Source organism: Microbacterium sp. NFH-22A-Y, assembly GCF_021401375.1.
In the GTDB taxonomy this organism is placed as follows: Bacteria; Actinomycetota; Actinomycetes; order Actinomycetales; family Microbacteriaceae; genus Microbacterium; species Microbacterium hominis.
Genome location: NZ_JACBGF010000002.1, coordinates 159,066 through 180,299 on the forward strand (window position 1 = coordinate 159,066; position 21,234 = coordinate 180,299).

Genomic DNA, 21,234 nt, shown 5'->3' on the forward strand with positions numbered 1-21,234 from the left:
TGGTTTGCCCGCTCGTCGGGTAAAGTCTTGGAGGTTGACGGCGGAGACGCCGCCTCCGGACGGGGCTATAGCTCAGGCGGTTAGAGCGCTTCACTGATAATGAAGAGGTCCCAGGTTCAAGTCCTGGTAGCCCCACCACTTCCCGTCCGGGGCCTTAGCTCAGTTGGTAGAGCGCCTGCTTTGCAAGCAGGATGTCAGGAGTTCGAATCTCCTAGGCTCCACAGACATCTCGCCCCGTCTTCCGCCGCTGGTCGTGCGCTGGGATACTCACTGCATGCGCTTTGAGACCACGCTGTTCCAGCAGGGCAACAACACCGGGATCGTGGTGCCGCCCGAGATCGTCGACGGACTGGGTGGGGGCAGTCGTGCCGCCGTTTCCGTGACCGTCAACGGCTTCACCTACCCGAGCACCCTCGCGGTGATGGGCGGGCGGCATCTGATCCCCTTCTCATCCGACAAACGGGCGGCGACGGGCCTGGCCGGCGGTGACGCCATCGAGGTCGTCCTCGAGCTCGACACGGCACCGCGCACCGTCGAGCTCCCCGACGACCTGGCCGGCGCGCTGGCGGATGCCGGAGCTCGCGCCGCATTCGACGCGCTCGCGCCGAGCGCGCGGAAGGCCCACGTCACGAACGTGCTGTCGGCGAAGGCGGAGGAGACGCGGGCGCGTCGCATCGCGGCGATCGTCGCGAGGCTCGCCTGAGCACCGACATCCGCCACGCGTCGGCGAGACACGGCCGGGCCGCGGAGCGGATCATCCTCTAGGGGGACGCGAGGGTCCATGGGCCTCTCATAGCGTGTTCATCGGAGCCGTTTCGCTCCGACGACACGATGGGACCCCCGCAATGAAGACCCTCACCCGTATCGCCACCACCACGCTGGCCGCGGTCGCCCTCGCGATCTCGGCATCCGGCTGCACGGCCGCCTCCGACGGCAATGGTGGGAAGACCGACTCGCCGCTGATGGAGTACCTCGGCGCCGTCTACGGCACCAACCTGTCGGCCTCGGAGCAGGAGCAGCGATACGCCGAATCGCAGAAGAAGTCCGAGGAGCTCGTCGCCCAGTGCATGAAGGACCAGGGCTTCGAGTACACGCCGAACACCCAGAACGTCTCGTTCTCGGCCGGTGACGCGGACATGTGGAAGCCCGACGACCGGGACTGGGTCTCGCAGTACGGCTACGGCATGGTGAAGAACCCGATGTCCGACCAGCCCGCGCAAGAGACCCCGTACACCGACCCGAACCAGGGCTACCTCGACAGCCTCTCCCAGACGGAGCAGACCGCGTACTGGGAGGCGCTCTACGGACCGCAGCCCACCGAGGACCAGCTCGGCGAGGACGGGTCGTACGAGTACGACTGGAAGACGGCGGGATGCCAGGGCGCGGCGCAGCACGAGACCAACAGCGATCCGATGCAGGACGAGCAGTTCGCCTCGCTGAACGAAGCGATCAACACGTTCTACACGGACATGGCCACCAACACGGCTTTCGCGGAGATCAACCAGAAGTGGTCGTCCTGCATGAGCGACGCCGGACACACGGGCTTCTCGGCGCAGACCGACGCGCAGATGTCGATCTCGAACAAGCTGTCGTCGTACTACGAGAAGATGAGCGGCTCCTCGGGTGCGCAGGAGAATGACCCCGAACTCGCCACGCTCGCCGAGGAGGAGGTCGCCGTCGCCCTGGCCGACCTCGACTGCCGGACGAAGACCGGATACACCGCGGAGCAGCAGAAGGTGCAGTTCGAGCTGGAGCGACAGTTCATCGCCGACCACAAGGCCGAGCTCGAGGCGCTCAAGGCGGCCGCCGAGCAGGCGGGCCGATAGATGACGAGCGACCGCGCCGCCGGCGACCCCGACCGCTCCTCCGAGGTCGACCTGCTCGGCGATCTCGCACCTACCGACGATGTCGTGCCCGCCGGTGATGCGGCGGCATCCGATGCGCCGGATGCCGGGCGCCGCTCCGGCTGGCGAGGGATGCTGCGGGCCAATCGAGCGCTGTGGATCACCGCGCTCGTCGCCACCGGGGCCCTCGTCGCCGGACTCCTCGTGGGGACTTTCGTCGTCGCGCCGGCGGGTGGGGCCAACGCCGCCGCGCCCGCGGCCGGGCTCGTCACCGTGCCCGTCGAGTTCGGTGAGTTGAGCAACGATGTCACCGTCCGGGCCGACGTCGGCTACGCCGACGCCACGGAGGTGACGATCGACACCGCGAGCGTCGAGGGTCCCGCCGTCGTGACCGGCCAGGTGCCCGCCACGGGCGCGGAGCTGAACCCCCTGTCGATCGCGCTCGAAGTGGCCGGCAGGCCGGTGATCGTCCTGCCGGGCGAGCTGCCCGCGTACCGCACGCTCCGCTTCGGCGTCTCCGGTCCCGACGTCGTGCAGTTGAAGAACGCGCTGCGCGCGGTCGGCATCGACGGCGGCGATCCGGCATCCGACCGCTTCGACGAGAGCACCGCGGCCGGCGTCGACGCGCTGTACACGGCCGCCGGCTATCCCGCCCCGGGCGGGGATGCCTCCGCGGCCGCGACCGTCCGCGCAGCGGAGCAAGGGCTGCAGTCGGCGCAGCAGTCGTTGGGCGCGGCATCCGCCGATCTCGGCAAGGCCGCCTCCGGCGCCTCGGCGGTCGAGATCCGTCAGGCGGACAACGAGGTCGCCGCCGCGCAGCGCGCGGTCGCCGACGCCCAGGCCGCGGGTGAGGCACCCTCGCGCATCGCCAATCTCCAGGACGACCTCGCGCTGGCCCAGTTGCGGCGCGAGCAGCTGTCCGCCGCTCCCGACACCTCGGCGCAGCGCGCCGCGAGGGATGCCGCGCGCGAGCAGGTCGCCCAGGCCGAGGCCGACCTGGCGCGGGCCCGTGAAGCCGCACTCACCGCACTGCCCTCCTCCGAGGTGCTGTATCTCAGCAGTCTTCCGCGACGTGTGGATGAGGTGACGGCCAAGCGCGGCAGCGTGCTGCAGGGAAAGGCGATGACCGTCTCGGGCGCCACCGTGCAGCTCACCGGCTCGGTGGCCTCGGCCGACGCGCGGCTTCTGACGGTCGGCGGGAAAGCGAGCTTCGCGCTGCCGGACGGCGCGGCGCACACGGCGACGATCGCCGCGATCACCCCCGCAAGCGGCAAGGACGCGAACGGCCGCTGGTCGCTGACGCTCACCCCCGACCCCCTCTCGACCGAGCAGATCCAGCAGATCCAGGGCAGCAACGTCCGTGTGTCCATCCCGGTCGGCGCGACCGACGGCAAGGTGCTCTCCGTCCCCCTCGCGGCACTGTCGGCGGGCACCGGCGGGGAGGCACGCGTCGAGGTCGTCGTCGGTGATCCTCGCGACCCTCGCGCGCAGACGCGGCTCGTCACCGTGCAGACGGGCCTGTCGGCGAAGGGGGTCGTCGAGGTGACGCCGTCCGGTGGCGAGCTCACGGAGGGCGACCTCGTGGTGGTCGGGAAGTGAGTGCGGCGGATGCCGTCGCACCCCTGGTCGAACTGCGCGACGTGACCCGGTCGTTTCCCGGACCGCCGGAGGTGCAGGCCCTCAAGGGGATCAATCTGCGTGTCGACACCGGGGACTACGTGTCGATCGTGGGGCCGAGCGGGTCGGGCAAGTCGACCATGTTGAGCATCCTCGGCCTGCTCGACCGCCCGAGTGTCGGCGAGTACCGCTTCGACGGCGTCCTCACCGGCGCCCTCGACGAGGATCGGCGTGCGGCGGTGCGAGCCCGGCGCATCGGCTTCGTCTTCCAGGCGTTCCACCTCATGCCCCGTCGGACCGTCCTCGAGAACGTCCTGGTCCCCATGCTCTACAGCGGCGTGCCGCGGGGCGAGCGCGAGTCGCGGGCGCGCGCGGCGCTCGACCGCGTCGGTCTCGGTCACCGCGTCGACTTCCTGCCCACGCTCCTGTCGGGCGGCGAACGGCAGCGGGTGGCCGTCGCCCGTGCGGTGGTGGGCCGGCCGAGCCTTCTGCTCGCCGACGAGCCCACCGGCAACCTGGACCGGAGTACCTCCGACGAGGTGCTCGAGCTGTTCGACGAGCTGCACGGCGAGGGTCAGACGCTGGTGGTCATCACGCACGACAGCACCGTGGCCGCACGGGCCGGGCGGCGCGTGCGCATCTCCGACGGGCGACTGGAAGAGGTGGCCTGACGTGCGATGGATTCCGCGTCGCCGCGACCGCCGTCCTCCCGCCGAGGAAGCGGGCGTCGACGGGCTCATCCCGCCCGTCGCCCGCGCGGATCGGTTCTCCGCGGCCGACCTCGTCGCCGAGGCGACGGTGGACATCGGCGCACGACCGGCGCGACTCGTGATGACCCTCGCGGGCACGGTCCTCGGCGTCGGCGCCCTCGTCGCGACACTCGGCTTCGCGCAGACGGCCGCGGGACAGATCGCGCGACAGTTCGACGCCGCCGCGGCGACGGGTATCGAGATCACCCCGTCGACGGCGAGCACGCGGGGCGGCGGACAGGTCGCCACCGCGCGGCTGCCGTGGGATGCCGTCGAGCGCGTCGAGCGCCTCGCGGGCGTCGAGTCCGCCGTGCTCCTGTCCGACGTGGCGCTTCCCGACGGCGCGACCGTCACCGCGGTGCCGGTCAACGACCCCTCGATCGCTCTGCCCGCGGCCCCGCCGATCGTGGCGGCATCCGCGGAGCTGCTCGACACGATCGGCGGCACCGTCCAGGCGGGGCGCATGTTCGACCTCGGTCACGATCGGCGCGGCGACCGCGTCGCCGTGGTGGGCGCCCGCGTGGCGGAGCGTCTCTCGATCAACCGCATCGACAGTCAACCGTCGATCTTCATCGGGGGGATCGCGTACGCCGTCATCGGCATCGTGGACGGGTTCGAACGTCGCGCCGACCTGCTCGACGCCGTGATCGTCCCGACCGGCGCGGCCCGTGCCGACTTCGGCCTCGGCGGACCGGGCAGCGTGCAGGCGCGGATCGTCGTCGGCGCCGGGCCGCAGGTGAAGGACCAGGCGCCGCTCACCCTCAACCCCGCCGATCCGGATGCCGTCGAGGTCGCCGCGCCCCGCGCCGGAAGCGACCTCAGCCGCGGCGTGCAATCGGATGTGAACATCGTCTTCGTGGCGCTCGGGGTCATCGTGCTCCTCGCGGGCGGCCTCGGCATCGCCAACGTGACGATGCTCTCCGTGATGGAGCGCACACCGGAGATCGGCCTGCGCCGCGCCCTCGGGGCGACCTCGCGGCAGATCGCCGGGCAGTTCGTCGTGGAGTCGGTCGTCATCGGGCTGCTCGGCGGCATCATGGGGGCCGCGCTCGCGGTGCTCGGTGTGCTCGTGGTCTCGCTCGTCGCGGGCTGGGTCCCCGTCCTCGACCCGCTGCTCGCCGCCGCCGGCGCCGTCCTCGGCGGAGTGGTCGGACTCGTCGCGGGATGGATCCCGGCGCGCCGCGCGGCGCGGATCGAGCCGGTGGTGGCCCTGCGCAGCTGACCGAGAGGCGTCCGCTCAGGATGCCGAGCCGTGGAAGCGCGTTCGCGTCTCGGCATCCGCCACGTAGACGACGAGCTGCAGATCGGTCTCGTCGGAGGGGCGCAGCTGGTGGTGCTCGAACACGAGGGGTCCGAGCACCGGATGCCGGAACACGCGCTCGCGGGAGCGGAACCCGCTCACGCCGTGCTCGTTCCAGCGCGCACGGAAGTCATCACTCGCGGCGGACAGGCGGGCCACCAGGTCGCGATACCGAGGGTCGCCGAGTCGAGGGCCCGCTTCGGCGCGGAACTCGGCGAGGAAACGGCGGCTCGTGTCATCCCAGTCGTCCAGGAGCGAGCGCACCGACGGATCGGTGAAGACCAGCCAGAGCAGGTTGCGATCCTCGGCCGTCGTGGTCGCGACCCCCGGATAGAGCCGCGCGTAGGCGCGGTTCCACCCCGCGATGCCCCAGTCGGGCGCGAGCGCGTAGGCGGGGTGCTCGTCGAGCGCATCGAGGAAGCGCTGGACGTGCGCGGGGGCGACGTCCACCGCTCCCGCGCGCACCGCGGGCCTCGGAGCGAGTCCCACGAGGCTCAGGACGTAGTCGTGCTCCGTATCGGTGAGGCGCAGCGCCGTCGCCACGGCGTCGAGCACCTGGCGCGAGGGATGGATGTCGCGGCCCTGCTCGAGCCACGTGTACCAGGTCACGCTCACGCCGGAGAGGTACGACACCTCCTCGCGGCGCAGGCCCGTCGTGCGTCCGCGTCCGGCGGGCGGGAGACCGTACGCCGAGCGGTCGAGGCGCTCGCGCTGCCGGCGCAGGAACGATCCGAGCTCCCGCCGTTGCTGACGGCCGTCGTCACGGACGTCATGGGGGTGCTCATCGGTCACTCCACAAACCTAGTGCTCCCACTACTAGTATCAGCAGCCACTTCCGCCGACCGCCGCCGGCCCCCAGGGTGGAACCATGCCCACCCCTCTGCGCTCCCGCACCGTCACCCACGGCCGCAACGCCGCCGGCGCCCGTGCTCTCTTCCGCGCCGCCGGTGTCAACGCGGCCGACTTCGGCAAGCCGATGATCGCGGTCGCGAACAGCTTCACCGAGTTCGTCCCCGGCCACACCCACCTGCAGCCGGTCGGTCGCATCGTGTCCGAGGCGATCTCCGCCGCCGGCGGCATCCCGCGCGAGTTCAACACGATCGCCGTCGACGACGGCATCGCGATGGGCCACGGCGGCATGCTGTACTCGCTGCCCTCGCGCGACCTCATCGCCGACTCGGTCGAGTACATGGTCAACGCCCATCAGGCCGACGCGCTGGTGTGCATCTCCAACTGCGACAAGATCACCCCCGGCATGCTCATGGCGGCGCTGCGTCTGAACATCCCGACGGTCTTCGTCTCGGGCGGGCCGATGGAGTCGGGCCGCGCCACCCTCGTCGACGGGACCGTCCGCACCCTCGACCTCGTCGACGCGATCTCCGAGGCGGCCAACGACACCGTGTCGGATGCCGACATCCAGCGCATCGAGGAGAACGCCTGCCCGACCTGCGGTTCGTGTTCGGGGATGTTCACCGCGAACTCGATGAACTGCCTCGTCGAGGCCCTCGGCCTGGCCCTCCCCGGCAACGGATCGGTGCTCGCGACGCACACGGCCCGCCGCGCCCTGTACGAGAAGGCCGGCGAGGTCGCCGTGCAGATCACCCGCGCCTTCTACGACGAGGACGACGCCTCGGTGCTCCCCCGGGCGGTCGCGAGTCCCGCCGCTTTCGCCAACGCCATGGCGCTCGACATCGCCATGGGCGGATCGACCAACACGATCCTGCATCTGCTGGCCGCGGCACACGAGGCCGGCATCGACTTCGGGCTCGACGAGATCGACGCCATCTCCCGCCGCGTGCCCTGCCTCGCCAAGATCGCCCCCAACCCGGCGTACGGCCGCATGTACTACATGGAGGACGTGCACCGCGCGGGCGGCATCCCCACGATCCTCGGCGAGCTGCACCGCGCGGGTCTGCTCAACGAGGATGTGTCGTCCATCCACTCCGACTCCCTCGCCTCGTGGCTGGCGGAGTGGGACGTGCGCGGAGGCACCGCGTCCGACACCGCCCGCGACCTGTGGCATGCGGCCCCCGGCGGCGTGCGGTCCTCGAGCGCGTTCTCGCAGTCCGAACGCTGGGCGGCGCTGGATGAGGATGCCGAGAACGGCTGCATCCGGTCCGCCGCGCACGCGTACTCGGCCGACGGCGGGCTCGCGGTGCTGCGCGGCAACCTGGCCGTCGACGGGGCGGTCGTCAAGACGGCGGGCGTCGATCCGTCGATCCTCGTCTTCTCGGGACCGGCGGTCGTGTGCGAGTCGCAGGAGGAGGCGGTCGCCAAGATCCTCGGCAAGCAGGTGCAGCCGGGCGATGTCGTCGTCATCCGGTACGAAGGACCGAAGGGCGGGCCGGGGATGCAGGAGATGCTGCACCCGACCTCGTTCCTCAAGGGCCGCGGTCTGGGCAAGGTCTGCGCCCTCGTCACCGACGGTCGGTTCTCCGGCGGCACGTCGGGTCTGTCGATCGGACACGTCTCCCCCGAGGCGGCCAGCGGCGGGATCATCGCGCTCGTCGAAGACGGCGACATCATCGACATCGACATCCCCTCGCGCGGCATGAGCCTGCGCGTGGACGACGACGAGCTCGAGCGTCGGCGTGCCCGGCTGTTGGCGGACGGCGGCTACGCGCCCCGCGACCGCAACCGGCCCGTGTCGCTCGCTTTGCGCGCCTACGCCGCGATGGCGACGTCGGCCGACCGGGGCGCCGTGCGCGACGTCGAGGCGGTCGAGCGCGCCCTGCGCGACCGGGAGTTGCGGACCGCGGCCGTCTGACCCGCGTGCACGACGGGGAAAAGACGCCTCCCGGCGTCATAGGCGCGCCCGCTAGGCTCACGGGATGGACCTGCGGGTTGCGGCGTACGCCGTCGTCGTCGACGCGGACGATCGCGTGCTGCTCGCCCACTGGCATCAGGGGCGCCGCGGCGCGTGGACCATGCCCGGCGGTGGCCTCGAGCCCGGTGAGGACCCCGTCGACGCGGCCCGCCGTGAAGTCTGGGAGGAGACCGGCTTCCGCGTGCGGGTGGGCGAGCTGCTCGGCATCCATTCCCGCGTGATCCCCGCGAGCAGACGCGTGTATGCGGAGGACACGGAACCGCTCCACACCCTGCGGATCGTCTACCGAGCCGAGGTGACCGGCGGCCGGTTGCGGCACGAGCAGAACGGGTCGACCGACCGCGCCGAGTGGTTTCCGCTCAGCGCCCTTCCGCCGCAACGGGTGAAGCTGGTCGACGTGGCGCTCGGCATGGCCGGCCTCGCCCTCAGCGCGTCGGGCTGACCGGCTGCGAGATGTCGGCGACCGTGGCGTCGTAGGCGGCGATCAGTTCGTCGGCGTCCACGAAGAGGCTGTACCCGTGCGCGCCGGCGCCCATCGCGATGCGGCGCCCGGCGATCGACGCGTCCGCGTACACCGGCCAGTCGGTCGTGCTGCCGATGGGGACGATCGTCCCCCGCTCGTACCCGGTCGCCTGCAGGGCGAGCTCGGGCTCCGGCAGGCGCAGCTTGTTCACGCCGACGAGAGCGCGCAGCTTCGGCCACGAGATCGCCAGGTCTCCGGGGATCAGCGCGAACAGGTAGGTGTCGTCCGACTTCTTCACCACGAGGGTCTTCACGATGTCGGCCGGCTGGAGACCCAGCAACCGCGCGGCCTCGTCGAGACTGGATGCCGGGGGTCGCTCGCGCAGCTCGATGTCGAGACCGCGCGCCGCGGCGGCGGTGCGCACGCGCGCGAGCGGATCAGTCATGGCGTTTCGACTCGCTGCGCTCGCTCAACGACCGGGGGCTGCGGGAGCTCGACGACCGGGGGCTGTGCTCGCTCAACGACCGGGGGCTGCGGGAGCTCGGCGACCGGGGCTGCTCAGGCATCCGGTGCGCGAAGCGGGTCGTCCGCCACCCACAGCTCGTCGTCGGCGCGCAGTGTCTGCCAGGCGGCGTAGACGACGCCCGCGGCCGCGGCGACGCCGAGCAGGATCGCGATGACACCGCCGGCGCCGATGCGCTTCTTGGGTGCCGCGACGCTGAGCTGCTTGGTCGCCTTCTTGCCGTACTTGTCGGCCTTCTTCTGGATGGCCGCCAGGTCGATCGAGCCGAAACCGCGACCGGCTGCGAGGTCGTGACGCTTCTCGCTCGCGGCATCCCACACCGACAGCGCCGAGCCGATCAGGGCACCGGCGGTCGGGACGACCTTGTCGTTGTAGACCTTCTTGGAGGTCGCGACGCCCTGCTCGACGTACGGGGCGGCGTACTTCTCATACGTGTGCTGCACGGTGGGCACGACCTGCTCGCGGTTGTAGTTGCCGAGCTGGCGTCCCGCCTCGCGGGCGACCTCGCCGGCCTGTCCGATCAGGACCTGCTGCGACTCCCACAGCGTGTTCGCCTGGTGCTGGAGCTTGCGGAGTTCCTTCTTGCGCTTGCGGCTGAGGCTCACGGTGCCCTCCCTGGGTTCCGGCTGGGTTTCATCCCATCTTGCCAGACCTCCCGGGCCTTGCGAGGGGTTGACAGGTGAGAGAATGCTAGGCATGCCGATCCACACCGCCGTCGCGACCATCCACACCAACCACGGCGACATCGTCGTCAACCTCTTCGGAGACCACGCACCCCGCACCGTGCAGAACTTCACCGGTCTCGCCGACGGCTCGCAGGCGTGGACGCACCCGGCGACCGGCAAGCCGGGTGAGGGCCCGCTGTACAAGGACGTCATCTTCCACCGCATCATCCCGAACTTCATGATCCAGGGCGGCGACCCGCTCGGCCAGGGCGTCGGCGGGCCGGGCTACAACTTCAACGACGAGATCCACCCCGAGCTCACCTTCGGCGCGCCCTACCTGCTGGCCATGGCCAACGCGGGTCTGCGTCGCAACGCGATCACCGGTAAGGCCGAGGGCACGAACGGCTCGCAGTTCTTCATCACCACCGACCCGACGCCGTGGCTCAACGGCAAGCACACGATCTTCGGCGAGGTCGCCGACGATGCGTCGCGCGCCGTCGTCGACGCGATCTCGGCCGTCCCGACCGCCGCGGGCGACCGCCCGATCGAGCCCGTCGTCATCAGCTCCATCGACGTCGTCGCGGCCTGATCGCGCGGAACCGGCCGGCGTGACCGACTCCGAACTCCGGACCAACCCGGACAACTTCTGCTACCGGCATCCGGATCGCCAGAGCTTCGTGCTCTGTCAGCGCTGCCTGCGGACGATCTGCCCCGAGTGCCAGACGCCGCTGCCCGTGGGAGTCATCTGCCCGGAGTGCCTGGCCGACCAGCGCAAGGCGGCGAACGTCACGCGGATGCCGCGGCGCCGCGTGGCCGGACTCGACGGCAAGCCGGTCGTCACGTACGCCCTCCTGATCGTCACGAGCGCCCTCTACCTCATCGGCCTGATCCCCGGCGGGGTCGGCGCGACCGTGCGCAATACGCTCGCGTTCTACGCCCCCCTGGCCTACACCGAGCCGTGGCGGCTCGTGACCGTGACGCTCGTGCATGCGAGCATCTGGCACATCGCGTTCAACATGCTCGCGCTGTGGGCGCTGGGGCGCAGCCTCGAACCGCTGCTCGGGCGGTGGCGGTTCCTCACGCTGTACGTCCTGAGTGCGGTCGGCGGGTCGGTGCTCACGGCACTGCTCGCGCCGGCGACGGTGGTCGTCGGCGCCTCGGGCGCGGTCTGGGGTCTGCTGGGTGCGATGTTCATCATCGGCCGACACCTCGGCGCGAACGTGACGGCGATCGCGGTGCTGCTGGGGATCAACCTGGTGATCACGTTCCTGCCGGGCTCGAACATCGCCTGGCAGGCGCACATCGGCGGCGGTCTGGTGGGGGCGCTGATCGGCGTGATCTTCGCGCGCACCCGCAAGATCCGTCAGCGCGCGCTGCAGACCTGGCTGTTGATCGCCGTCGCCGTCGGGCTCGTCGCGCTGCTGGCGGTGCCGCTCTTCGTGTACGCCTGACGCCGTCCGCCTCGCGGGAGGCGGGGTCCGCGGGTGCCGCGGGAGAGAGTTATCCACAGCTTCATCCACACATGGGGATGAATCACACCGGTGTAATTCACAGGGGGATGCGCCTGTGGACAGCGCGGACGACGGGTCGTGCGGGGGTCAGCGCCAGCGCGTCGTCATGAGGAACCCGATGAAGGCGATGCCGAAGCCGATCACCAGGTTCCAGCCGGCGATGCCCGGGATCGGCAGCGCCTGGTTGCTCAGGTAGAACACGATCACCCACAGCAGACCGAGGATCATGAGCCCGAGCATGATGGGCTTGAACCACACCGGGTTGGGTGCGGACTCGCCCTCGCCGTACTCCGCGAGCTGCTCGTCTTCCTTGCCTGAACGTGCCATGGCGAAGATTCTACCTGGCAGGTCTCCCTCAGCCATGCTGTGCGAGAATCGCACCGTGAACGAGGGTATGGGCGACGACGGGCCCCGGGTCGCCGGCCCGGGTGAGCACACGTCGCGTCGCGCGCGTCGACTCGCCGCACAGGACGGTGCGGGCGGTCCGTCGACCCCCTCGTCCGCGGATGCCGCCGCCCCCGCCACCTCCGCCGCACCGGCCGCGGAGGCTCCCGCGACCCCCGTCGTGACCCCCGCGCGTCCGCGACGGCGCGCGTCCTTCCTGGGCGTGCTCGGCGAGTTGCTGATCACGGCGGGTGTCGTCGCCCTCCTGTACGTCGCCTGGCAGATGTGGATCGGCGACCTGATCATCGGCTCGCAGAAGCACAACGAGGCCAGCGCGCTGTCGCAGAGCTGGCTGCAGCAGCCGAGCGACGACCCGACGGCATCCGGCTCGCCCAGCGCGACACCGAGCGCGTCTCCGACCGAGACGGGTGATCCGGTCGTGCCCGTCCTGGCCCAGCAGGACTACGGCCAGCAGTTCGGCGTGATGTTCATCCCTCGTTTCGGTCCGAACTGGCAGTTCACGGTCGCCGCCGGAACGGGTCGTCGCGACATCCTCGACGCGGGCGAGATCGGTCACTACACCGACACCGCCATGCCGGGCGAGGTCGGCAACACCGTCTACGCCGCGCACCGCTGGACCTCCGGTGCCCCGTTCGACCCGATCGACAAGCTCGTCATCGGCGACGCGATCGTGATCCAGACGCCCGACGGCTGGTACACCTACCGCTTCCGCACGCTGGAGTACGTGCAGGACACCCAGGTCGAGGTCCTCCTCCCCGTGCCGCAGCAGGTCGGTCTGGCGGCGAACGGCCGCTACCTCACGCTGACCAGCTGCGCCCCCAAGCTCAACATGCTCGAGCGCATCATCGCCTACGCGGTGTTCGAGAGCTTCACCCCGACCGCCGCGGGTGCCCCCGCCTCACTGACTCAGGGAGTGACCGCCTGATGTATGCCGCTCTGTGGCGCGTCCTGCCCGGCCCGGCCTGGGTGCGGGTGCTCATCCTCCTCGTCCTGCTGGCCGCCGTGCTCTACGGCCTGTTCTGGTACGTGTTCCCCTGGGTCGGTCAGTTCATCAACCCGCAGGAGGCCACTGTCGGTGGCTGATCGCGCGCGCGTGCTGGTCGTGGACAATCACGACAGCTTCGTGCACACGCTCGTGGGCTACCTGCACGAGCTCGGCGCCGACACCGAGATGGTCGAAGCGGATGCCGTCGCCGACCCGGTCCGCACGATCGGAGCGTTCGCCGGCGTGCTGGTCTCCCCCGGCCCGGGACGTCCCGAGGACGCGAGGTCGTCGGTCGCCGTCGTCCGCGCCGCCGCTGCCGCCGGCATCCCTCTGCTCGGTGTCTGCCTGGGGCACCAAGCCCTCGCGGTCGCCTTCGGGGCGACCGTGGCGGAGGCGCCCGAACTGCGCCACGGCACCACCTCGCGCGTGCGGCATCGCGGGGACGTCCCCTTCACGGGACTGCCGTCGCCGTTCACGGCGACCCGGTACCACTCGCTCGCTGTGAGGCGGGACACGCTCCCGGAGGAGATCGACGTCACGGCCGAGACGGCGTCGGGGGTGGTGATGGGACTCGCCCACCGCCACCTGCCGCTGTGGGGGGTGCAGTTCCACCCGGAGGCGGTGCTCACCGAGGGCGGCTACCTGCTGCTCGGAAACTGGCTCGAACGGGTGGGCGTGCCCGGTGCGGCGGCGCGCGGCGCGCGACTGCACCCGCTTCGAGGCTGAGCCCGCTCGCGGCCGGTCAGGTGCCGGAGCAGACCCGCAGTTCCACCGTGGAGTGGATGGGGACGTCTCCCGGCGGCAACGACTGTCCGGCGACGATCGGCGTGCCGGGGTTGGCGGGGCACGACGGATCCTCGACGACGGTCGGCGTGAGCTTCAGGCCGTCCGACTCGAGTTCGCGCGTCGCGGCCTCCACCGTGTAGCCGACCAGATTCACCAGCGCGACCTTGCCGCTGGCCACCGTGAGGTTGACGCGCGTGCCGACGGGCACCTGCGCTCCCTCGGTCTGGTCGGCCGACATCACGATGCCCTGCGCCAGATCGGGGTCGCTGCGGGTCGTGACCGCGCCCAGCTGCAGGCCCGCCGTCTTCAGAGCGGCCTCGGCTTGCGTGGACGACAGACCCGTGAGCGCGGGCACGGCGCTGGTCTGCTGGCCCGTCGACACGTAGACGGTGATCGACTGACCCGGTGCGACCGTGGTGCCCGCGCCCGGATCGGTGCGGATGACGTTGCCTTCCGTGATCTGGTCGCTGCTCTGGTCGACGCGCCGCGGCTGCAGATCCTGGGCCGTGAGCGTCTCGCTCGCGCGGTCCCACGACATGTCGGTGACGTCCTCGACGATGCGGGAGTTCTGGGGCACGGGCGTGCCCGGGCGACTCGTCATCACCCAGATCAGCACGGAGATCAGGACGACCGCCAGCACGGCGACGCCCGCCCAGATCCAGGCCGCGGGCGGGCCGGCCTGCGTGCGTCTCATCGTCGTGTCCGCGGTCAGCTGCCGGAGCGACCGCGCGGTCTCGGCCGCCTGCCGCGGGTTGGCGCCGTAGAGCTCGCTGGTGAGCGCCCCCACCTGCTTCTTCGTGGGTGCGCGCCCCTCGAGGGTCGCGTCGAGCGCCTGTCGGAAGGACGCCGCGTCCTGGTAGCGCTGGAACGGATCCTTGGCGAGAGCACGCAGGGCCACGGCATCCACCGAGCGGGGGATCGCGTCGACGAGCTCCGAGGGTGCCAGCGGCGTCTCGCTGACGTGCTGGTACGCCACGGCGACGGGCGACTCGCCGCGGAACGGCTGACGGCCGGTGAGGAGCTCGTACAGGACGATGCCGGCCGAGTAGAGGTCGGCCCGGGCATCGACCGGCTCGCCCTTCGCCTGCTCCGGCGAGAGGTAGGCGGCGGTCCCGATGATCGCGGTCGTCTCGGCGACCGTCGAGGAGGAGTCGGACACGGCGCGGGCGATGCCGAAGTCCATCACCTTGACCTGGCCGGCCGCGGTGACCATGACGTTGCCCGGCTTGATGTCGCGGTGCACGACGCCCGCGCGGTGCGAGTACTCGAGGGCCTCCAGGATGCCGTCCACGTAGCGGATGGCATCGGGGACGGCGACACCGCCATCGGCGACCAGGTCTTTCAGCAGGGTGCCCTCGACGAGCTCCATGACGATGTACGGAACCTGGTGCGCCGTGCCGTCGGGGTCGGTCTCGGTGTCCTCTCCGGCGTCGTAGACGCGGACGATCGCCGGGTGCGACATCCTCGAGGCGGACTGCGCCTCGAGCCGGAAACGGGTGCGGAAGGCGTTGTCGTCGGCGAGCTCGCGCTTGAGGACCTTGATCGCGACCTGGCGGCCGAGGGTCAGATCCTGTCCACGGTAGACGCTCGCCATCCCACCGCGGCCGATGAGCTCATCGACGCGGTACCGCTCGGACAGCACACGCTGCTCTCCCGACACTTCTCTCCCCTGGGCTGACTCACCGCCAGCCTAATCGAACCCTGCTGAACGCCTCCTGGGGCGCCCCCGTCCCAGGAGGCTCGCCGCTCAGGGCGCCGGAGTTCCCGTCGACGTGCTCGCCGTGGGGATCTGCGCCTGGCCCTCCTGCGAGGAGCCGCTCTCGCGGTCGCCGCACTGAGCGGTGTATTTCACCAGAATGAGTGATCCCGGCTGCACGTCCTTGTCGGCGGTCACCTGCAAGCTGCGCGGTGCGGTCGGCGACTGGTAGGTCGTGCTGTCGTTGGCGTTGAAGGTGCCGTTGATCACCGTGAAGTTGTACGCCGTGACCGACGACCCGGCCGGGCAGCTGAAGGCCTCCCACGTCACCGTGAACGTCTGCGACCCCTTGGGATCGTTCGTCACGGTCGGCGCCGTGGGCGTGCCGATCGGCGACATCTCGTCGTAGAAGGTCACCGTGATGATGCTGCCGGTGGGGACTTCGCCGCGCGTCGGGTTGGTCTGGTAGATCTTGCCGATCTCGGCGTCGGTCGGAGCGGCGGAGCCGCGTTCGCACGTGATCTGGACGTCGTTCGCGGTGGCGATGGACTGCGCCTCGTCACACGTCTTTCCGATCAGTCCGAGGCTGTCGATCGACACCGTCGTCTTGCTGGGCGTCGGCGTGGGAGTCGTGGGTGTGCGGGAGGCCGTCGTCGACGTGGTCGTCGGCGTCGGCGTCGGCTGCCCGCCCTGGTTGGCGAACAGTGCGAACAGCGTGCCGCCGAGGACGATCAGCAGCAGCGCGATGAGCGCGACGAGCGGCCACGTCCACGGGCTGCGCTTCTTCTTCGGCTCCTCGGCGGGCGCTCCCGCGTCCGCCGCCGAACCCAGCGCGGCGGCGGTCGGCAGGATGCGGGTCGCCTCCTGGGTCGCCATCCCCGGAGTGAGCAGCTTGGTGACGTCGTCGAGCGCCATCGCTCCCGCGATCGCGGGGACGATCGCCACCGCCCCGGCGACGTCGCCGCGACGCAGCGCCGTGGCGGCCCGGGCGACCGCCGACGCGGTGGCCGGCCGGTCTTCGGGCTTCTTGGCGATCATGCTCATGACGAAGTTGCGCACCGGCTCGGCGATGGTGGCCGGCAGCGGAGGCGGAGCGTCGTTGATCTGCGCCATCGCGATGGCGACCTGCGACTCACCGGTGAAGGGGCGCTTGCCCGCCAGGCACTCGTAGGCGACGATGCCCAGCGAGTAGATGTCCGTCGCCGGGGATGCCGGGTGACCCGACGCCTGCTCGGGCGACAGGTACTGGACCGTGCCCATCACCTGTCCGGTCGCCGTCAGAGGCACCTGGTCCGCGATGCGCGCGATGCCGAAGTCGGTGATCTTCACACGCCCGTCGGGCGTGATCAGGAGGTTGCCGGGCTTGATGTCGCGGTGGACGAGGCCGGCCGCGTGGGCGGCCTGCAGGGCGGCGGCGGTCTGCGCGACGATGTCGAGCGTCTTGTCGGTCGACAGCGACCCTTCGCGCTCCAGGATCGTCGACAGCGCCTCGCCGGGCACGAGCTCCATCACGAGGAAGGCCGAGCCGTTCTCCTCGCCGTAGTCGAAGACGCTGGCGATGCCCTCGTGGTTGACGAGCGCCGCGTGGCGGGCCTCGGCACGGAAACGCTCCAGGAAGCCCGGGTCGCCCATGTACTCGTCTTTGAGGATCTTGATCGCGACGGTGCGTCCGATCACGTGGTCGGTGGCCTCCCAGACCTCGCCCATGCCGCCGATCGCGATCCGCGAGTCCAGCTCGTAGCGTCCACCGAAGCTCACACCCTGTGTCGGTCTCATCTGCTCAGCACCGCCTCCATGACTTTCTTCGCGATTGGAGCCGCGATCCCGTTGCTCGTGCCGGACTGCCCGAGACCTCCGCCGTTCTCCACCATGACGGCGACGACCACCTTCGGATCCTGCGCCGGGGCGAAGCCCGTGAACCAGAGCGTGTACGGATCCGAAGCCCCGTGCTCTGCCGTCCCGGTCTTCCCGGCCACATCGACCCCGTCTATTGTTGCACCGCTGGCAGCGCCGTCACGGACATTCGAGATCATCAGCGAGGTCATCGTCGCGGCATCCGTCGTGCTGAGCGCGCGGCCCAGCTCGGTGTCGGCGAAGCTCTCCTGCACCGTCAGATCCGGGGCCACGACGCGGTCGACCATGCGGGGCTTCATCACGACCCCGTCGTTGGCGATACCGGCCGCGACCATCGCCATCTGCAGCGGCGTCGCCGTGACGTCGCCCTGGCCGAAACCGCTGAGCGCGACCTGCGCATCGCTGAGCTTCGAGGTCGGGTAGACCGATCCCGTGACCGCGAGGGGGATGTCGAGGTCGGCGCCGTTGAACCCGAACTTCTCCGCCTCGGCGCGCAGCGCGTCCTGGCCGAGGGCGACGGCGAGCTGGGCCATCGGGATGTTGCAGCTCAGCCGCAGCGCGGTGGCGATGGTGACCTGGTCGCCCGGTCCACACGTGTTGCCGTCGAAGTTGCGGATGGAGGTCGAGGTGCCGGGCAGGGTGTAGGTCGCCGGGTTCGGGAAGGTCGAGTCCGGAGTGAACTTCCCGGACGACAGGGCGGCCGACACGACGACGAGCTTGAACGTCGAGCCGGGCGGGTTGAGGGTGCCGATCGTGCGGTTCTCCAGCGGGTTGACCGCCGCGCTGAGCAGCTCGTCGTACGTCGTGTTGACCTGCTTGGCGTTGTGCACCGCCATCGCGTTGGTGTCATAGCTCGGGCTGGTCACCATCGCCAGGATGCGTCCGGACGTGGGGTCCATCGCCACGACGGCGCCCTGGTAGCTGCCGAGGGCGTCGAAGGCGGCCTTCTGGATGGTCGGGTCGAGGGTGAGCAGCACGTTGGACCCGCGGGCCGGCTGACCCGTGATCACCCGCTCGACGCGGGACAGGAACTGCGAGCTCGCGGTGCCGGACAGCTCCTTGTTCATGGACTGCTCGAGACCCGTCAGGGAGTTCAGCAGCGGGTTCATGTAGCCGGTGACCGGCGCCCACATCTGCGGATCGACGTACTGGCGCTGCCACGCGTACACGTCGTCGCTGGGTACGGAGTCGGCGATCACGGTGTCGCCCGCGATGATCGACCCGCGCTGCACCTCGAAGGCGTCGTACAGGGCGCGCTTGTTGCGCGGGTTCTCGCCGAGGTCGCCGGCCTGCACGACCTGGATCCAGCTGGTCGCGCCGAACAGGGCGATGAACATCGCCAGCATGATGAACGACAGCCGTCGCAGCTCGCGGGTCATCCGATCACCACCCGGGGTCGGGAGCGCACGGCATCCGAGATCCGCAACAGCAGCGCGACAATGATCCAGTTGGCCACCAGCGAGGAGCCGCCGGCCGCGAGGAACGGGGTCGTCAGACCCGTCAGCGGGATCAGGCGGGTGACGCCGCCGACCATGATGAACACCTGCAGGGCGATCGTGAACGACAGGCCCGTCGCGAGGAGCTTGCCGAAGTCGTCTTGTCCGGCGATACCGATGCGGATGCCGCGGCTCGCGAAGACCATGTACAGGCAGAGGATCGCGAAGACGCCGATCAGGCCCAGCTCCTCGCCGAGGCTGGGGAAGATGTAGTCGCTCTGCGACAGCGGCGTCAGGCCGGGGCGTCCGCGACCGAGTCCCGTCCCGAGCAGCCCGCCCTCGGAGAGTCCGAAGATGCCGCTGACCAGCTGGTAGCTGCCGCCGTCGCGATCGATGACGGCGGGGTTGAAGGCGTCGAGCCAGTTCTGGAAGCGCCAGCCGACGTACGTCAGCACCTGCGAGGCGATGATCGCCCCGCCGACGGCGAGGAGCACGCCGAGCACCGCCCAGCTGGTCTTGCCGGTCGCCACGTAGATCATGGCGATGAACATGCCGAACATCAGCAGACCGGTGCCGAGGTCGCGCTGGAAGACGATGATCGCCATCGAGGCGAGCCAGATCAGCAGCAGCGGACCGAGCTCGCGGGCGCGTGGCCAGGTCATCCCGAGGAAGCGGGTGCCGACCGAGCTCAGCGCCTCGCGGGTGCGCACCAGGTAGCCGGCGAAGAAGATCGCGAGCGCGATCTTGGCGAGCTCGCCCGGCTGGAACGAGAAGATGCCGCCGATCGAGATCCAGACGTCGGCGTTGGCGTCGGTGCCGAGGCCCGGGATGAACGGCAGCACGAGCAGGAGGATGCCGGCGAAACCGAACACGTACGTGTAGCGGAACAGCACGCGGTAGTTCTTGAGGAAGACGACGATCGCGACGGCCGCCGCCGTGGCGATCGCGAGCCAGACGAGCTGGCGCGTGGACAGGGCGTCCCAGCCGGTGCTCTGATCCTCGATGTCGATGCGGTAGATCATGGCGAGCCCGAGTCCCGACAGCACGGTCGCGATCGGGACGACGAAGGGATCGGCCTGCGACGCTTTGAAACGCAGCACGATGTGCAGCCCCAGGACGAGGACCGTCAGTGCGCCGCAGTAGTAGAGGAACGTCCAGTCGATGTGGCCGAGCGCGCCCAGCTGCACGAGTGCGATGGCGGCGCCGTTGATCGCGAACGCGAACAGCAGCAGGCCCAGCTCGCGATTGCGCTGCGTCTGCGGCACGCGGAGTCTCCGCAACGCCTTGACGACCGTCGTATCGGTCTGGACGGTGTCGGTCGACGCGCTCATCGCTCATCCTCCACGGTGGTGCGCAGTGTGTCGACGATCTGCTCCGCGTCGGACAGCGACCGCGCGGAGATGGTCGAGGTGACAGCGAGCCGCTGGTAGAACGGCAGGTCCTTCAGCAAGATGCCGGTGTCCTCGTAGACCGAGGAGAGCGAGAGCGGACCGAGATCCTGCTGGATGCCGCGGAAGATGACGACGGTGTCGGTGTCGGCGCCCACGAAGTACCGCGTCTGGGTCCAGCTGTAGGCGCCCAGCGCCGCCGCCGCGAGCGCGAGGAGGATCGTCAGCAGCCCGACCACCCACCACACGCGTCGACGGCGGGCGCGGCGCCGATCCTCCTCGATGAGCTCCTCGAGGAACTCGGCGGCGGGCTCGAAGTGCGTCGGCTCGTTCGCGGCCTGCCGCGCCGAGTGCAGCCAGCTGGTGCGACCGGGTCGGGCGGCCGGAACCTCGACGCCCTGCGGGTTGGATGCCGAGCCGACGATGGTGGCGGTCCCGCTGAACATGGGGTGGCTGCCGCCCACGTCCACGATGACGACCGTGACGTTGTCGGGAGCCCCGCCGTCGAGGGCCTGCTTGAGCAGGAGGTCGGCCGTGCGCCCGGGAGGGTAGTGGTGGCCCAGGACCTTGCTCGTGTGGGCGTCGTCGACGACCCCGGACAGACCGTCGGAGCACAGCAGCCAGCGGTCGCCGGGCTGCGTCGGCATGATGAAGGTGTCGACCTCGGGGTCGGGATCCATGTCGCCGAGCACGCGCATGAGCACCGACCGGCGGGGGTGGTAGCGCGCTTCCTCGGGGGTGATGCGACCCGAGTCGACCAGGCGCTGCACGAAGGTGTGGTCCGTGGTGATCTGGGTGAGCGCGTCGTCGCGGTACAGGTAGATGCGGGAGTCGCCGATGTGGGCGATGACGGCGTAGTCGTCGACCATGATGAGGCCGCTGACGGTCGTCCCCATGCCGGCGAGCTCGGGCCGGCGTGCGACGGTCTCGATGAGCACGGCCGCCGTGGAGGAGATCGCCTCCTGAAGGGCCTGTTCGGCCTCACCGGTGGACCCGTACGGGTGGTCGAGCTCCTTCAGACGGTGGACGGCGATGCTCGAGGCGACATCCCCGCCGGCGTGGCCGCCCATGCCGTCGGCGACGACGAAGAGGTTCGAGCCGGCGTAGCCCGAGTCCTGATTGTTGGAGCGCACCTTCCCCGTATGGGAGATGGCGACGCTCGATCCCTCGAACACCATGAGCCGC

At 70.3% G+C, this 21,234-nt stretch carries 21 protein-coding genes and 2 tRNA genes; 14 read left to right on the plus strand and 9 right to left on the minus strand.

Translation table 11 applies throughout. The features are described from left to right. The first annotated feature begins 61 nt into the window (after positions 1-61). The 7 genes from L0965_RS06755 (at position 62) to L0965_RS06785 (ending at position 5,432) form a co-directional block, all read left to right on the plus strand. Positions 62-138: transfer RNA gene (locus L0965_RS06755), tRNA-Ile, on the plus strand. Between the two features lie 10 nt (positions 139-148). Then, positions 149-221 (plus strand) — tRNA-Ala (locus L0965_RS06760). 53 nt (positions 222-274) lie between these two features. Continuing rightward, complete coding sequence (locus tag L0965_RS06765; RefSeq protein WP_101307105.1) at positions 275-703, plus strand: YdeI/OmpD-associated family protein; 429 nt, start codon at positions 275-277, stop codon at positions 701-703. 142 nt (positions 704-845) lie between these two features. Continuing rightward, entirely contained in the window at positions 846-1,826 is a 981-nt protein-coding gene (locus L0965_RS06770) for a hypothetical protein (protein WP_101307104.1), read from the plus strand. Further along, positions 1,827-3,443 carry a hypothetical protein gene (locus L0965_RS06775; RefSeq protein ID WP_232783950.1) on the plus strand — a complete coding sequence of 539 codons (1,617 nt, stop codon included), beginning with the start codon at positions 1,827-1,829 and terminating at the stop codon, positions 3,441-3,443. Then, positions 3,440-4,132, plus strand: coding sequence for an ABC transporter ATP-binding protein (locus L0965_RS06780; RefSeq protein ID WP_101307103.1), 693 nt, complete (start codon positions 3,440-3,442; stop codon positions 4,130-4,132). The genes L0965_RS06775 and L0965_RS06780 overlap by 4 nt, the downstream gene beginning before the upstream one ends. A gap of 1 nt (position 4,133) precedes the next feature. After that, positions 4,134-5,432: an ABC transporter permease gene (locus L0965_RS06785; protein WP_308192903.1), complete on the plus strand. Its 1,299-nt coding sequence runs from the start codon at positions 4,134-4,136 to the stop codon at positions 5,430-5,432. A 15-nt stretch (positions 5,433-5,447) separates the two neighbouring features. On the opposite strand, the gene L0965_RS06790 is transcribed toward L0965_RS06785, so the two are convergent. Next, positions 5,448-6,302: a helix-turn-helix transcriptional regulator gene (locus L0965_RS06790; protein WP_101307102.1), complete on the minus strand. Its 855-nt coding sequence runs from the start codon at positions 6,300-6,302 to the stop codon at positions 5,448-5,450. Positions 6,303-6,378: 76 nt separating this feature from the next. Here L0965_RS06790 and ilvD point away from each other — a divergent pair, with 76 nt between their 5' ends. Together ilvD and L0965_RS06800 are read left to right on the plus strand one after the other, a co-directional pair. Then, on the plus strand, positions 6,379-8,277 hold the full coding sequence (ilvD, locus tag L0965_RS06795; RefSeq protein ID WP_101307101.1) for a dihydroxy-acid dehydratase: 1,899 nt from the start codon (positions 6,379-6,381) through the stop codon (positions 8,275-8,277). A 64-nt stretch (positions 8,278-8,341) separates the two neighbouring features. Then, positions 8,342-8,779: an NUDIX hydrolase gene (locus tag L0965_RS06800; protein WP_101307100.1), complete on the plus strand. Its 438-nt coding sequence runs from the start codon at positions 8,342-8,344 to the stop codon at positions 8,777-8,779. Here the strand turns inward: L0965_RS06800 and L0965_RS06805 are convergent. After that, on the minus strand, positions 8,763-9,245 hold the full coding sequence (locus tag L0965_RS06805; protein WP_060959604.1) for an aminoacyl-tRNA deacylase: 483 nt from the start codon (positions 9,243-9,245) through the stop codon (positions 8,763-8,765). The two genes, L0965_RS06800 and L0965_RS06805, sit on opposite strands and share 17 nt — an antisense overlap. A 113-nt stretch (positions 9,246-9,358) precedes the next feature. Next, on the minus strand, positions 9,359-9,928 hold the full coding sequence (locus L0965_RS06810; protein WP_060959605.1) for a hypothetical protein: 570 nt from the start codon (positions 9,926-9,928) through the stop codon (positions 9,359-9,361). Positions 9,929-10,019: 91 nt separating this feature from the next. On the opposite strand from L0965_RS06810, the gene L0965_RS06815 reads away from it, so the two are divergent. Both L0965_RS06815 and L0965_RS06820 read left to right on the plus strand, forming a co-directional pair. After that, positions 10,020-10,577 (plus strand): peptidylprolyl isomerase, encoded by a 558-nt coding sequence (locus tag L0965_RS06815; RefSeq protein ID WP_060959606.1) that lies wholly within the window; start codon positions 10,020-10,022, stop codon positions 10,575-10,577. A gap of 19 nt (positions 10,578-10,596) precedes the next feature. Beyond that, positions 10,597-11,439, plus strand: coding sequence for a rhomboid family intramembrane serine protease (locus L0965_RS06820; RefSeq protein WP_101307099.1), 843 nt, complete (start codon positions 10,597-10,599; stop codon positions 11,437-11,439). Between the two features lie 147 nt (positions 11,440-11,586). Here L0965_RS06820 and L0965_RS06825 read toward each other — a convergent pair whose 3' ends face one another. After that, the gene (locus L0965_RS06825) at positions 11,587-11,826 is read right to left on the minus strand and encodes a cell division protein CrgA (protein ID WP_060959608.1); all 240 of its coding nucleotides are present in this window, start codon (positions 11,824-11,826) and stop codon (positions 11,587-11,589) included. A gap of 55 nt (positions 11,827-11,881) precedes the next feature. Between L0965_RS06825 and L0965_RS06830 the strand changes: the two genes are divergently transcribed. Genes L0965_RS06830 through L0965_RS06840 form a run of 3 tightly spaced genes read left to right on the plus strand, consistent with a single transcriptional unit; the run spans position 11,882 to position 13,615 of the window. Then, positions 11,882-12,829: a class E sortase gene (locus tag L0965_RS06830; protein ID WP_374198330.1), complete on the plus strand. Its 948-nt coding sequence runs from the start codon at positions 11,882-11,884 to the stop codon at positions 12,827-12,829. After that, on the plus strand, positions 12,829-12,987 hold the full coding sequence (locus tag L0965_RS06835; protein ID WP_223848761.1) for a hypothetical protein: 159 nt from the start codon (positions 12,829-12,831) through the stop codon (positions 12,985-12,987). The genes L0965_RS06830 and L0965_RS06835 overlap by 1 nt, the downstream gene beginning before the upstream one ends. Beyond that, complete coding sequence (locus tag L0965_RS06840) at positions 12,980-13,615, plus strand: aminodeoxychorismate/anthranilate synthase component II (protein ID WP_232783949.1); 636 nt, start codon at positions 12,980-12,982, stop codon at positions 13,613-13,615. Before L0965_RS06835 ends, L0965_RS06840 begins: the two co-directional genes overlap by 8 nt. A 16-nt stretch (positions 13,616-13,631) precedes the next feature. Here L0965_RS06840 and pknB read toward each other — a convergent pair whose 3' ends face one another. The 5 genes from pknB to L0965_RS06865 form a co-directional block, all read right to left on the minus strand. Next, positions 13,632-15,335, minus strand: coding sequence for a Stk1 family PASTA domain-containing Ser/Thr kinase (gene pknB, locus L0965_RS06845; protein ID WP_101307097.1), 1,704 nt, complete (start codon positions 15,333-15,335; stop codon positions 13,632-13,634). 87 nt (positions 15,336-15,422) lie between these two features. Further along, the gene (locus L0965_RS06850; protein ID WP_101307096.1) at positions 15,423-17,147 is read right to left on the minus strand and encodes a serine/threonine-protein kinase; all 1,725 of its coding nucleotides are present in this window, start codon (positions 17,145-17,147) and stop codon (positions 15,423-15,425) included. Further along, positions 17,144-18,604, minus strand: coding sequence for a penicillin-binding protein 2 (locus tag L0965_RS06855; RefSeq protein WP_101307095.1), 1,461 nt, complete (start codon positions 18,602-18,604; stop codon positions 17,144-17,146). The genes L0965_RS06850 and L0965_RS06855 overlap by 4 nt, the downstream gene beginning before the upstream one ends. Further along, positions 18,601-19,992, minus strand: a complete 1,392-nt coding sequence (locus tag L0965_RS06860; protein ID WP_060959613.1) for an FtsW/RodA/SpoVE family cell cycle protein — start codon at positions 19,990-19,992, stop codon at positions 18,601-18,603. Before L0965_RS06860 ends, L0965_RS06855 begins: the two co-directional genes overlap by 4 nt. Beyond that, complete coding sequence (locus L0965_RS06865) at positions 19,989-21,227, minus strand: PP2C family serine/threonine-protein phosphatase (RefSeq protein WP_101307094.1); 1,239 nt, start codon at positions 21,225-21,227, stop codon at positions 19,989-19,991. Before L0965_RS06865 ends, L0965_RS06860 begins: the two co-directional genes overlap by 4 nt. Positions 21,228-21,234 lie beyond the last annotated feature (7 nt).

Coding starts and splice junctions, on each gene's coding strand:
- L0965_RS06765 (WP_101307105.1), top strand. CDS start 275: ATGCGCTTTGAGACCACGCTGTTCCAGCAGGGCAACAACACCGGGATC.
- L0965_RS06770 (WP_101307104.1), top strand. CDS start 846: ATGAAGACCCTCACCCGTATCGCCACCACCACGCTGGCCGCGGTCGCC.
- L0965_RS06775 (WP_232783950.1), top strand. CDS start 1,827: ATGACGAGCGACCGCGCCGCCGGCGACCCCGACCGCTCCTCCGAGGTC.
- ilvD (WP_101307101.1), top strand. CDS start 6,379: ATGCCCACCCCTCTGCGCTCCCGCACCGTCACCCACGGCCGCAACGCC.
- L0965_RS06800 (WP_101307100.1), top strand. CDS start 8,342: ATGGACCTGCGGGTTGCGGCGTACGCCGTCGTCGTCGACGCGGACGAT.
- L0965_RS06805 (WP_060959604.1), bottom strand. CDS start 9,245: ATGACTGATCCGCTCGCGCGCGTGCGCACCGCCGCCGCGGCGCGCGGT.
- L0965_RS06815 (WP_060959606.1), top strand. CDS start 10,020: ATGCCGATCCACACCGCCGTCGCGACCATCCACACCAACCACGGCGAC.
- L0965_RS06825 (WP_060959608.1), bottom strand. CDS start 11,826: ATGGCACGTTCAGGCAAGGAAGACGAGCAGCTCGCGGAGTACGGCGAG.
- L0965_RS06835 (WP_223848761.1), top strand. CDS start 12,829: ATGTATGCCGCTCTGTGGCGCGTCCTGCCCGGCCCGGCCTGGGTGCGG.
- L0965_RS06850 (WP_101307096.1), bottom strand. CDS start 17,147: ATGAGACCGACACAGGGTGTGAGCTTCGGTGGACGCTACGAGCTGGAC.
- L0965_RS06855 (WP_101307095.1), bottom strand. CDS start 18,604: ATGACCCGCGAGCTGCGACGGCTGTCGTTCATCATGCTGGCGATGTTC.
- L0965_RS06860 (WP_060959613.1), bottom strand. CDS start 19,992: ATGAGCGCGTCGACCGACACCGTCCAGACCGATACGACGGTCGTCAAG.
- L0965_RS06865 (WP_101307094.1), bottom strand. CDS start 21,227: ATGGTGTTCGAGGGATCGAGCGTCGCCATCTCCCATACGGGGAAGGTG.